At 61.1% G+C, this 12018-nt stretch carries 14 protein-coding genes and 1 pseudogene; 5 read left to right on the top strand and 10 right to left on the bottom strand.

Annotated elements, in window-relative coordinates:
* Positions 1-2 precede the first annotated feature (2 nt).
* Positions 3-1010 (top strand): annotated as a pseudogene (locus OKW27_RS19490) (IS91 family transposase); the annotation flags it as partial.
* 616 nt (positions 1011-1626) lie between these two features.
* Positions 1627-2379 carry a hypothetical protein gene (locus OKW27_RS19495; protein WP_429334481.1) on the top strand — a complete coding sequence of 251 codons (753 nt, stop codon included), beginning with the start codon at positions 1627-1629 and terminating at the stop codon, positions 2377-2379.
* A gap of 394 nt (positions 2380-2773) precedes the next feature.
* Here OKW27_RS19495 and istB read toward each other — a convergent pair whose 3' ends face one another.
* Positions 2774-3562: an IS21-like element helper ATPase IstB gene (istB, locus tag OKW27_RS19500; protein ID WP_429334482.1), complete on the bottom strand. Its 789-nt coding sequence runs from the start codon at positions 3560-3562 to the stop codon at positions 2774-2776.
* Positions 3559-4569 (bottom strand): IS21 family transposase, encoded by a 1011-nt coding sequence (gene istA / locus OKW27_RS19505; RefSeq protein ID WP_429334483.1) that lies wholly within the window; start codon positions 4567-4569, stop codon positions 3559-3561. Before istA ends, istB begins: the two co-directional genes overlap by 4 nt.
* A gap of 96 nt (positions 4570-4665) precedes the next feature.
* Here istA and OKW27_RS19510 point away from each other — a divergent pair, with 96 nt between their 5' ends.
* Positions 4666-5538, top strand: a complete 873-nt coding sequence (locus OKW27_RS19510) for an ATP-binding protein (RefSeq protein WP_429334484.1) — start codon at positions 4666-4668, stop codon at positions 5536-5538.
* Between the two features lie 330 nt (positions 5539-5868).
* Here OKW27_RS19510 and OKW27_RS19515 read toward each other — a convergent pair whose 3' ends face one another.
* Positions 5869-6186 (bottom strand): hypothetical protein, encoded by a 318-nt coding sequence (locus tag OKW27_RS19515; RefSeq protein WP_429334485.1) that lies wholly within the window; start codon positions 6184-6186, stop codon positions 5869-5871.
* An 8-nt stretch (positions 6187-6194) separates the two neighbouring features.
* A complete protein-coding gene (locus OKW27_RS19520) occupies positions 6195-6563 on the bottom strand; it encodes an HAD domain-containing protein (RefSeq protein WP_429334486.1) in 369 nt (122 codons plus the stop codon).
* A 292-nt stretch (positions 6564-6855) separates the two neighbouring features.
* Between OKW27_RS19520 and OKW27_RS19525 the strand changes: the two genes are divergently transcribed.
* Positions 6856-7017 carry a hypothetical protein gene (locus OKW27_RS19525; RefSeq protein WP_429334487.1) on the top strand — a complete coding sequence of 54 codons (162 nt, stop codon included), beginning with the start codon at positions 6856-6858 and terminating at the stop codon, positions 7015-7017.
* 364 nt (positions 7018-7381) lie between these two features.
* On the opposite strand, the gene OKW27_RS19530 is transcribed toward OKW27_RS19525, so the two are convergent.
* The 6 genes from OKW27_RS19530 to OKW27_RS19555 all read right to left on the bottom strand — a co-directional run bounded on the left by OKW27_RS19530 (position 7382) and on the right by OKW27_RS19555 (position 11065).
* Positions 7382-7801 (bottom strand): hypothetical protein, encoded by a 420-nt coding sequence (locus OKW27_RS19530; RefSeq protein WP_429334488.1) that lies wholly within the window; start codon positions 7799-7801, stop codon positions 7382-7384.
* Between the two features lie 542 nt (positions 7802-8343).
* Positions 8344-8781 (bottom strand): hypothetical protein, encoded by a 438-nt coding sequence (locus OKW27_RS19535; protein WP_429334489.1) that lies wholly within the window; start codon positions 8779-8781, stop codon positions 8344-8346.
* Between the two features lie 167 nt (positions 8782-8948).
* Positions 8949-9467 carry a hypothetical protein gene (locus tag OKW27_RS19540; protein ID WP_429334490.1) on the bottom strand — a complete coding sequence of 173 codons (519 nt, stop codon included), beginning with the start codon at positions 9465-9467 and terminating at the stop codon, positions 8949-8951.
* Positions 9468-9601: 134 nt separating this feature from the next.
* Entirely contained in the window at positions 9602-9889 is a 288-nt protein-coding gene (locus tag OKW27_RS19545; RefSeq protein WP_429334491.1) for a hypothetical protein, read from the bottom strand.
* A 371-nt stretch (positions 9890-10260) separates the two neighbouring features.
* The gene (locus OKW27_RS19550; protein ID WP_429334492.1) at positions 10261-10563 is read right to left on the bottom strand and encodes a BPSL0761 family protein; all 303 of its coding nucleotides are present in this window, start codon (positions 10561-10563) and stop codon (positions 10261-10263) included.
* Positions 10564-10837: 274 nt separating this feature from the next.
* Positions 10838-11065 carry a DUF6471 domain-containing protein gene (locus tag OKW27_RS19555; protein WP_429334493.1) on the bottom strand — a complete coding sequence of 76 codons (228 nt, stop codon included), beginning with the start codon at positions 11063-11065 and terminating at the stop codon, positions 10838-10840.
* Between the two features lie 289 nt (positions 11066-11354).
* Here OKW27_RS19555 and OKW27_RS19560 point away from each other — a divergent pair, with 289 nt between their 5' ends.
* A complete protein-coding gene (locus OKW27_RS19560; protein WP_429334494.1) occupies positions 11355-11885 on the top strand; it encodes an HAD domain-containing protein in 531 nt (176 codons plus the stop codon).
* Positions 11886-12018: the final 133 nt, after the last annotated feature.

Below are 12018 nucleotides of genomic sequence, written 5' to 3' on the forward strand. Positions count from 1 at the left end.
GAGTGCACTCCATTACGTGCCGCAACCGTCATTGCCCGAAGTGCCAGGGCAGTGCCGCACATCGCTGGCTCGAGGCACGCCAGGCCGATCTGCTTCCGGTTGGGTACTACCACGTCGTCTTCACGCTCCCCGCGCCGATCGGCGCAATCGCCTGGACCAACAAGGCCGTCATCTACGGGCTGCTGTTCGATATCGCCGCCGAAACGCTTCGCACCATTGCCGCCGATCCGAAGCACCTCGGCGCCCAGATCGGCGCGACGCTCGTGCTGCACACCTGGGGCTCGGCGCTCACGCATCATCCGCACGTACACGGGATCGTCCCCGGCGGCGGCCTGTCGCCCGATGGCGAGCGCTGGATCGCCTGCCGGCCCGGCTTCTTCCTGCCGGTGCGCGTGCTCTCACGCCTGTTCCGCAGGTGCTTCCTCGAAGCGCTTGCGCAGGCACACCGGTGTGGCCGGTTGCAGTTCTTCGGCGAGTATGCCGGACTCGCCGACCCGGCTGTCTTTGCCCGGTGGCTTGCGCCACTGCGTGCCTGCGAATGGGTCGTCTATGCCAAGCGTCCCTTTGCGGGACCCGAAGCGGTACTCGCCTACCTCTCACGCTATACACATCGCGTCGCGATCTCCAGCCAGCGCCTGCTCGCATTCGATGAACGCGGCGTGACGTTCCGCTGGAAAGACTATCGTGCGAAAGGGCGCACCCGCCACAAGACCATGACCCTGGAGGCCGGCGAGTTCATGCGTCGCTTCCTGCTGCATGTGCTGCCCGGCGGTTTCCATCGCATCCGTCACTATGGACTGCTTGCGAACCCGGTGCGCCGCGCCAATCTCGCGAAGGTGCGTGCACTGCTGCACGTCGCGGCGGAGGTCGACGCATCACCCAAAGAGACTCCCATTGAAACTCGGCCGGCCTTCATCTGCCGGCACTGCGGCGCCCCGATGATCATCATCGACATCCTGGCGCGGACCGCACCGATTCGCGCACCACCCACGCGCCGGGGCGAGACATGAGCGCTCCTGTTCCTGGACCAGCAACCCGATCGTCGGCTCTGCGGCAACGCGGCCCGCGAGCGGACGTTTGCGCCTGTCGTTCCCTGCGCTCCCTCACACCTCCGATCCGCCATCACGATTGCGCCACTGCACCGCTTCGTCACCCCGTCACGGCCCATCCGCCAATCAGTTCGACCGCTCATCGAGCAACGTCCCTGACCATTGCGGGCTATCAATCCCCATAGCCTTCGCAACCTCAAGCGCATCGGAATACTCCGCGGTTTCCTCCCTTCAGGTTTGTCCAACGCCTGCCCGCATGCGCTATCTCGTGCTTGCGGGCCCGCGGACATGGGCAGGCGTCGAACAAACCTTAAGATGACCCGCCGAGCGACTAGCAGGAGGGAATGGCCGCTGTAGTTGGAAGCTGCCGAATATGTGCTGCTGGGCCCACCGTCGCATGTGGGTCGACCTTCGCCTGTCGGCGAGCCGACGAGCCACCGTTCAGCAGTTGATAACACCGGCGAATGTGATTGACGTGTAGAACGGTCTCCAGGCATGGGGCGCTAAAATTGTACGTAGCATTGGTCCGTTCCGTGGAACCGATTGCCCCATCCCGATCTATCAACGGCAGGCAAGCATGAACACTCACTACGCGTGTTTCGTTCGTCCGGCGCTGGCTGCAATTTGCGTGGCTTCCCTCGCAACGCTCGCCGCTTGCGGCGGAAACGCCTGTATCGGCCTCGACAGTTGCGGTGGCGGAAACGTGACGCCAACCGTCGCTATATCCGGCACGGCCGCCACCGGTAGTGCGGTCGCCAGCGCGACGGTCACCTTCAGTTGTGCGCAGGGCTCGGGCTCCACCCTGTCCGACGGCGGTGGACACTACGCGATTATGTTCAATGCCGCGCCTCCCTGCATCCTCACCGTGACCTCTGGTGGCATTGGCCTGCATTCGGTGGCATTTGCCGGCGGCACCTTCAATACGACGCCAGAGACCGAACTGATGTTTGTCTACATCGCTTCGCAACTCGGCACGAGCGAGAGCGGTCTGATAGCGGGCTTCCCGACCAACTCACAGTTCCAGGAGGTGCTGGCAAACCAGGCCGACGTGCAGGCTGCGCAATCGGCAGTCGTCACGAATCTACAGCAGCGCTATGCGGTCACGCTGACGGCACCGGCGTTTCTAACGACATCCTTTACAGTTGGCCAGATAGGTGTCCACAGCGACCTGGGCGCGCTAGCGGCAGCAGGGGCTCTCGACGCCAATGGCATGCCCGATCAGGCCGCCGTCTCGCTGCTGTCCGCGGCGGGTCTCGCCCATCCGCTTACAGCGACGTCCGCACCTTCTTCCGGCACTGGCAGTACTGGCAGCAACAGCGGAATGATGTGACGTGCGGCGAGCCCGGGGCCATCGAGTCAGCCTCGGTGCCAAAAGAGGTTGCGCTCGTCTACTTGGAAGAACACCACCCCTCTTCCTGCTGCGCAGCGTGGGCAGTGAGCATCGTGGACTGGAGTCGGCCATCTACGGTCCTCCGCAATTCATTGGCGAATGTCCTCAGCCCTGGCTGACTCTCTGGTTGAGACGAAGCTCAGGATTTCGCAATGCCCGTTCCACGGCTGACAATGAGGTCGCGCCGCGCCAGGCCGAGTGTCCGGTGGTTGTCGTCGAGGTGCCGTCCGCCGCGCTTTACGACACGTTGCTCGATGAGGTGTCAACGCCGACTGAAACCTGACCCACGTTTCGTGGTTTCGCCGAAGTAAATCTGACCCACCTGGGTCCTGTATCACGCGGCTACTTTCGTGTTTGCCCGCGCGCTTGTTTGTCCCGCCTTTCTCTTGTCCTTCAATCGATAGCTTTCACCGCCGATTTGTACGATATGGGCGTGATGTAGAAGCCTGTCGAGCATCGCCGCTGTCAGCGTCTGGTCGTCGGCGAAGGCTGTCGCCCACTGCGTGAACGGCAGGTTGCTGGTCAACACGATTGAGCCGCGTTCGTAGCGTTTAGCGACGACATTGAAGAAGAGGTTTGCCTCCTCGCGCCCGAATGGCAAATAGCCGATTTCATCGATGACGAGCAGCCTCGGTCCTATCACCGCGCGATTGAAGAATTCCCGCAAGCGGTTCTGCTGCCGGGCGGCGGCCAGTTGCATCATCAGGTCGGCGGCTGTGATGAACCGCGTCTTGATGCCCGCCTGCGCCGCGCGGTACGCAAGCGAGGTCGCAATGTGTGTCTTGCCGACCCCGGATGGCCCGAGCAGCACGACATTCTCGGCCCGCTCAATGAACGCCAGACTCGCCAGCTCCTGAATCTGAGCACGCGGTGCGCCGCTGGCGAAGCTGAAGTCGTATTGCTCCAGCGTCTTGATGCCGGGCAGCGCCGCCAGCTTCGTTAGCACCTGACGCTTGCGCTGCTCGCGCGCACCGAGCTCCGCTTGCAGAAGCTGTTCAAGGAAATCGGCCATACTCGAATCGGTCGTCGCAGTGCGTTGTGCGAGCGGCGCCCAGTCGGTGGCGATGCAGTCCAGCTTCAGCTGTGCACACAGTCCGGCAATCCGTTCATGTTGCAGATTCATGCTGCGACCTCCAGCAACGCGTCGTATACCGCCAGCGGATGCTGCAGGCTCTCACGCGGCAGCACGCGACGGTTGTCCGGCACAGCAAGCGCAGGTGCCTGCGCCGGCAACGGCAGAAGCGCCGCCTGCTCGGCAGCAAGCCTCACTGCCGGCCGCTCGCCCGTCGTCGCATGACGGCGCGTGTTGGCAACCTCCGCCAGCCATCGACCGATATGCGCGTTGGCGGCCTCTACATCCAGCCTCAAGCCCGATGACCTGAGCGTCGCGGCAAGCGGCACAACGAAGCTCTCCTTCAGATAGCGGTTGAACCGTTCGACCTTGCCCTTGGTCTTGGCGCGATACGGGCGACACACCTTCGGCGTGAAGCCGTAAGTCTCAGCCAGCGCAAGCAGCTGTGGGTTCCAGCGATGCTCGCCAACGCCGAATGCATCGCGCTCGATGACCACTGACTTCGCGTTGTCGAACAGCACATGCTCCGGTGTGCCGCCGAAGTAGACGAGCGCCTCACGTAGGCATTCGCACAGTGTCGCGGCATCCTCACGCGCGGTGAACCGCGCGAAGCTCGCGCGGCTGTAACCCATCGTCGCGACCAGCGCGAGCAATGGCTCGCGTCCTCGCCGGATAACCGTGAAATCGGCTTGCATCTGCTTGCCGGGCGCGGTCTCGAAGCGCACCACTGGCTCGGCTTCAGAACGCTTGTGGGGCACCAGAAACGCCTTGAGCTGACTGATGCCACCTTCGTATCCCGCCTCCTGCAATTCGCGTAGCAGAACCGTTGCCGGAATCCAGTGCGGCCGCGCGGCGGCGACGCGCTCCAGCAGATAGACCTTGAACGGGTCGAGCTTCGTTGCTCGCGGCTCACGCTGGCTATAACGGCTTGCCTGCTCGTTCCTCAGATAGCGTCGCACGGTGTTGCGCGATAAACCTGTTTGCCTCGCTATCTCACGCACCGCTGTCCCGCGCCGGGCCAATACCTTGATTTCCACTGCTTGCTCCTGAGTCAGCATCGGCGGCAAAAGCCGCCATCATCTCCCAAGTGGGTCAGGTTTACTTCGGCGCCAGGGTCATTTTTACATCGGCGCTAACAATGAGGAGGTGCTCGCATGAACGCCGCCTACGATGCTGGCCGTATCGCACTTATGCTCAACGAACTGCGCCTGCCAACGATCGGCCGGTTGTGGCCGGACTTCGCTGAACGCTCGGACAAGGAAAGCTGGCAGGCGTCGCGGTTACTCGGTGCATTGCTCGAACATGAACTTGCCGAGCGCGCCAAACGGAGAATCGAACGTCATCGTGCCGAGTCACATCTGGATCCGACCAAGACGCTCGCCACCTTCGACTTCGGTGTTGTGCCTATGGTCTCAAAGGCGCATGTGATGGCGCTGGCCACCGGTGATTCGTGGCTTGAGAAAGGCGCCACGATTCTACTGTTCGGGCCGCCGGGAACTGTCTGGCGACGCTTTGAGGTTCAGTTAGAAATTCCAAAGCCGGATTTTCCGGTGCGAATGGAAATAGCACGCACTTTCATGACTCCCCTGACACCGCCTGAAAGTCATCTTCGCCTGATCGCATGGTTTACAGAGGGAGCAAGCGGTGCGGAAATCGAGATGCTCGTTCGGACGTACAAGAAAGCAACGATTGTGAACGCTGAGTCGGAGCGGGGGTTGCTGGACACTCTTCAGCAGTTTGCGACACGCAATGCCGCTCGAGTGGAAGAATCTAGGCGCGCGCTACTGTTCGCGGAACCAGGGACGTTGTTCCGGGCCATGAAAAGCGACCCCCGCGCCAGCGCGGCAGCACGTCCATCGACTGCCAGGGCAGGCGCGACGCCACGCCCATCTGCGCGTCCATTGCCAGCGCCGCTCAGCAACTGGCCGGAGTGCCTGACGCTTTCGCCCGCCAGAGCCGCCTGCCGCGCGCAGGCTGTGTCGCCAAGGCGTACGGCACCGAGAAGGTTCGCCCCGCCACGGTCGTGAACCTCGTCACCGTGCGCAGTTGCTTGCCCTCGCCGCCATGTTCGTACTCGGTCGCCCCCACCCGGATCTCGCAAAGCGGATCAAGCGTCCACTGCCCGACCTCCCGTGCCTGCCTCGTGCTCAGTACGGCCGCGCCGCGCAGAACGATATACCCGCCGACGAACTGCTCATCCCCCCATTCAAATCCCCAGAACGATGAAGCAACGTGCGGCTCGCGATCCGGGCGCGCAACAGGGAAAATGAGCGGATAGCGGTCACGCAGGATTTCTGCAGCTCGTCATGCATCTGTGCCTGTCCATCTTTGGATTCGTAGCGGCAAACGCCTAATTCTCACACAGGGCATCCGTCTTTTCCAGGCACGGAAAGCCGGCGACATTCGGCATACTGGTTTCGGATCGTCGCGCGGCCGGGCCCGGACACGTCGATTTCAATTACATCGTCAACCTGCCAGCCTTGGGCCTCAAGTTCCGCCCAGAGCGCGTCAGGCAGTTCAAGCATTGTGTCGCCGCTGCCATCCGGTGCGTCCTGAATCTCGACTGTCCAACGTTTTGGGGCTACCACAAGATGTTCTCCCGTCATTGCGGCCTCGGATCCATCGTACCCAGATCCATGCAGATCGTTGCGGGCGTCCTCGACCGGCATCAACACGAAGGGTCCTAGTGAGCCGCGTGAGTCGCCATTCCGGCTAGTTCCGCCTTCAGCCGGGCCAAGGCCTGTGGCGAAGCGATGCCGAGGACAGGATCCGTGAGCACCAGATGTTCCCGTGCCCAGCTTAGCCAACCATCCCCGTTGTCGTCGAGTGCGAGCCACGCGACCGGTCTGCGCCGGACAATGTCCGCGCAGACTTGGCGGCCGCGGGGCATTTCCCTGAAGCGCGACACGTCCATCTCGCCGTGGAACGTTGCGCCGACAACGCGCGCGCGGAGCCCAGCCGGCAGCCGGTGTGCGACCTTGAGAACGCTGCGGTAGACGATAACCCAGCTGGTCGAAAGCACAATCCGCACGTCCGGGTAGGGATCGAGCATGCTGGCCAGCAGGTCCGCATGTTCGAGAACCGCGTGGCCGGGTGGCGAGACAACGACCGGGCCAGCTCCCCCGTCTTCGCCAAACGTCTTCCGGATGCAACACGCCATCAAGATCGAGATAGAGGATCCGGCCGCCCTTATGCGCTGGCGGCGGGATCATCCTGTGCCGCCGGGCCGATAGGTGAACAAACCGTGCCATCCAGGGTCTACACGTGAACGTCGGCGAGCCACTTCGCGACGCGCGAAGCACGTCGCGATCGTTGATGCCGGTAGCCGGGTCGAGCAGGCCGAAGTGTTCGACAACTTCGCCCGGGTCACACGAGTCGAATCGCTCAATGCCGAACACCGCATCGTCAATCGCCAGCCAGTGCTTCAGGAGTTTGGCGGCCGCATAGCGGATGATGACATCGGTTCGTTCGATGCCGGCGAGCAGGGTAGCTCCAGCGCGACTTGATGTCGCCCGTTGTTCCGGCAACCCGATGACGCAGAGCTGACGGTATAGTGTCGATCACCTTCTGCTCTGGCATTTCTGAAGCCACGATGTAGTGAGCACGATTTCGACCTTCGAGTACCCGGCGAGCAGTTCCTCGAACAGCGGGGCGAATTCCGGCAAGGGGCGCTCGGACTTCGCCGCAATCATCGAGATACGGTGTGTCGACGTGCAATGTTCCATCGAAGTCGGCGAACAGCGTCGGTGGGGGGTTGTCCAGAACCAGCGGCATGGACGCCGGACCCGGTGGCAACGCCATTCTAGGACCTGCCGCAGCTTGGCGGATGATCATAGGGGTACGCTTGACCTGCATTGCGCATCACGACTCTCATCCGACATAGCTCCCAATGTTACGTCTGGCCGCCCCAATGACTTCCAGGGGCCGATCTAGCGCATCCTTTGGCGCAACCGCCTGTGTCAGTTCGGCACTGATCCACCCGTTCGGGAAGTGAAACCATGCCGCGATCTTGCCGGTTTCGGCGACAGGCCCGAGCGCCGCGAGAATCTCTCGGATGACGGGCAGTGGCTGGCAAGCCGTGTCGAACTGGTAGGCCGCAAAATACGCCCGGCCGTCGAACGTCACGCTGTAGACGCGGCCACGCCGCTTCCAATCGCTTGCTGGCTGAGATCGGTTGGCAGGCGGCCGCTTTTGCCGCGCGTTGATCTGCTCTGCGGTCAGCCATTCGCCCTGGTCGAACACGGTCCGCATGGTTTTCAAGCGGCGACGACGTTCATTCAGCATGACCATGCGGAACCTCCCTCTGTCAGAATTGACGGTGTGAACACTGCCGGTGTTTCGCAGGGCTAGGCGGGTGCCGCTCGCGTGCACGTTGTCCCAGCCCTGCGCCACACGTTCGGCACGCAGTCGGTAACCGCCGACGATCTGCTCGAAGTGGAGCAGCGCATACTCGGTCAGCCAGTCGCTCGCTTCGAATACAAATACAGCCTGTCTGGCTGCCTACAGCACCGAGGCCGGCCTTTCGCTGACAAGCGCCCTTGCCGCTGTGTCCGGTTCGCGCACGCCGGCCGTCGCTCCATGTAAAGCCTCCTTAGACGGCCACATCCACTGGACCATGCTTCGGTCCTCTAGCCCTGCGCCCCTTGTCCGAGACCGAGACGCCGCTGGACACCTGAATGACATGGTCCGCACACTGTCGGCCCTGTTGTGCGCTGGCACCGACAACAAGTTCGTCGATCGTCAGCGAGCGGATCGGCCCACGTCATGTTGACGAGAACCAGTGCTGCACGCAGGTCAGACCGGCGCGCCTCGTGCGCCTCGCTTCTCCGGCATCAGCGTTTCCCGCAAAGAAAGTTGAACCAGTCGTGCGCATAGGCGCGGCCGTGATCGGGAATGGCCGAACCGGCCAGACTCTGGTCGAAGAATGTTCGGGTTGGCTCTGGAATCTCATCTAGCCGCACGTAACGATGGCCCGCATCGTTGGTGCGGACCTTCACCTCCAATTGCACAGGTCGCGGTGGCAGTTCTTCACGGCCCTGAGTCAGGGCTGCAGCAATGCAACGCGAGGTAAGATCCCACACACTGCTCGACCATCGCGGATACTTGTACACAAAAGCAGGCTCCCCGACCACACCGAATGGCGTTTCCTTCAAGACCACTTTATAGTCCGAGAGCGCGCCGTCGCCCAGCCGCGCAATGTTTGCCGTTGCGATGACTCGCTTATCGCATTCCCGCCCACCGGGCAGCAACTCAATGGTCACTCGAAGCATCGGCCTTTCCTCTCCTTGACAGTCGCCGCAATAAGTTGCTCGTTCGAGAGTTCCGAGGAGCACCACGACGCGCCGCCGTCGCATCGCACCGTCTTCATTCCTGGTACCTGCTGACTCATCATGAAGGATGGGTGGTCACCCCCGCCGCCGCATTCACAGCGCCGCGCTCAGCCGGCAAAGGCGTATGCATTCGCCCGCGCATCGTGCAAAGCATGGTGCTCACCGCCATACAGCGCGAAGTACGCTGCACGCCGCCGGGACTCATGCCGGCCAGCGATGTTCTCGAGCGCCCAGCCGCGTGGCAGTGGACCATCAAGGAGGAACCGCAGGAGGTCCAGGTCCGTTTCGTAGTCGCAGCAGAGCACTGGCCCGGACGTGGCTGGAATGTCGGCAACCCAAGCATAGAGCGCCTCGCGCAACCGATCAAACGGCATGGCACGCCTCTCGAAGCGACCGAACTGAGGCAGCACCATCGCGCGGACGAACTCGCTGCATAGCGCCGCATCGTAGTCGCTGCGCTCGCCGTAGAACTCACAGCCGTTTTCGCCGACGATGGCGAGGCTGATGAGTTGGCAGCGCTCGAAATCAGTGAACTCGGTGTCGAGGAAGTAACGGTTATTCCAGCTGCTGCGGGACTCGGTCAGTACCGGCCAGACTAGCGAGCCGTGAAAGTTGGTATCGGTCATGTCAGCCCACACCTCCCTCTGTCCTTACGTGGTGTGCGCCAGAGCCCCCTGCCGCGCGCAGCGTGCAGCGCGCGTCGCAAAAGCGTACCGCACCGAGAACGTGCGCCCCGCCATCGTCGTGAACCGGGTCACCGTCACCAGCCGCTCGCCCTCGCTGTCCTGTTCGGGATTGGTGCCCTCTGAAAGCGGCCGAGTCGCGGCAGCACCCCGGCGGGCACAAAATCACTGCACAGCGCCGCATCGTAGTCAGTGCGCTCGCCGTAGAACTCGCACGCGTTCTCGCCCACGATGGCGACGCTGACGAGTTCGCAGCTTTCGAAACCGGTGAACTCGGTGCCGATGAAATAGCGGTTGTTCCAGCTGCTGCGCTCCCCGGAGGGAACATGCCAGACCATCGCGCAGGGAGAGCGGTTATCGGTCATCTCGGCCCGCACCTCTCACCTTGTCACGCGACGCGCACCACTGGTAGCGCCTCGCCACCTGCTGCCCGACTAGGAAGGGCCCGGCCGGTGCGACGACGTCAACTCGGTCACAGGAATGCCGTCGAGGCTCCTCTCCTGCACGAGCCCTGAAAGCGCCGCTAACGTTCATCACCGGATACGGCTTGCACTCGCCTCATCTACACAAACCATATTGCCAGTGATGCAGGATGCGCATCTCCCACGGCGCTCTGCCTGCGCAAGCAGTTCGACCGCGCTGCGTCCGCCAAAGCAATCGTCTGAGATCACGGCTAGGCGGCCGCCAAAAGTCATGACGACATCACCGCCTATCATCAATTCTTCGGGCACCGACATCAGCGACCTGGGGAATGTCGGGCGCTACGACTCATTTTCTTCGCGTTCAACTCGTCCGCTCGAGAAATCGATGCTTGAGGGCTACTCCAATCCCCGCCCAGCGTTCCCCACAGTACCGGAAGTGAACTGCTCGAGAGTGTAATGTCAGCGTCTGACGGATAATGTCGCAAGAGTTGAATGGCCAGGGTGCGGACAAGGCGATGGTCAAACTGGCCGGTGTGACTAGCAAGTATCGCGAGTAACTGTCTGGTTCCATGCACCGAGCGCGTCCGTTCTGCAGGCGTCGTCATCGCTTTCTCCATACCCTAGCCGAATGACTTACCGGCCAGCTTGGCCGACAAATCACTATCCCATAAACGACACTATAGTCGCATATGCGAGATATGCAAGTCGCAACAACCTAACCTTTTAACGACTACAGTATTACGAATGGGATGCGGGCCAAGAATCAACGCGATCACGGCCGGACCGTGGCTTCGGTTACGGACTGCACGGGCGATGGCTGTCTGGAGCGCGCCAGACGCGGTGTTTGCCAGAAAGGCGACGAAGGCCGCGCACCAGCAAATTAAGGTTAGGTTAGGGTACTTCCGTGAGGTCTATACGGAAATCCGTTCGTCCCAACGCCCTCATGCATTGCAGGTAAAACGCGAAGCTAAAGCTACCGCGAGATAGCTTGTTAGCGATGGACCGCTCGGTCTCGCGAACTCCGAGGCCCGCAAGTAAGAGCGCCAGCTGCCGATAGCTGACCCCGTGCCGAACAAGCTCAGCACGAAGCACATTTCTCGCCACCAGATACCAGTCCATCCGCCCTACCCCACCAAAAAGGCGGATTATTCCTTGCCTCTCCCAAATACGTCTCTATAATCTCATATATGCGACTTAAACCCCAAATTAGCGATGCCCCCCACCCTAAGTGTGCATGCGACAGAGGCATCCAAATAGCCCAAACCCTTCCGCCTAGACCCCTTAGACGGAGTTGGACGCTGGCAAACGTTTATACGAATGAGCAATTGGTCAGAGCTTACACGGCGCCTTCTATTGCCAAAGCAACCGGTTATGCTTCAAGAGCGATTCGAGTAGGAGCGTTAAAAACATGCTGCTCTTTCTCAATTTTGACGGCGTGTTACATCCTAACGCTGTACAGTTCGACAAAAAAAACGGCCCAGTCCTGGACGCGCCACGGCATCGCCTCTTTGAAAGCAACGATGCACTTGCAGAACTCGTTTCTGACTTCACCAACTTACGTCTAGTACTTAATACGTGGTGGACATACTTCCTTGGGTTCGATGAAAGTCTACGTCGTTTGCCAAAGTCTCTCTCATCGCGTGTTATTGGGTCAATCCTTCAACACGTCAGCTTTTGCCCGAATCTTCCTCATCGCATCGCACTAGCAGCGGATGCAGTGGGCAACGTAGCCGAGCCAGCCCTTATCCTTGATCACGCAGATGCCAGATATCCCAAGCATATCCTTCGCGTTACCCTCCTCCTCGAACCGCAAATAGGACTAGCTGATCCTCGGGCTGTTCAAGCACTATATCGCGTCGTTTCCCGTGCGACAGAAAAGGAGACCAGACTTGCGGAGAACGGAAGCTCGCGAAAAGGGATGCCCCGAGGGCCCTCGTAAATTCATCAAGCTTTACATTCTTTCGCCATATAACGAAGAACGTGAATTCTCGTGCGTCCATTATCCATTTTAGGTCATGAGTAACTCTGGCGCTTGTCATATAGCACTGCACGACAGTAGTGCGGGCGCACCG

It is taken from the genome of Paraburkholderia sp. 35.1 (genome assembly GCF_050436525.1).
Classification (GTDB): domain Bacteria; phylum Pseudomonadota; class Gammaproteobacteria; order Burkholderiales; family Burkholderiaceae; genus Paraburkholderia; species Paraburkholderia tuberum.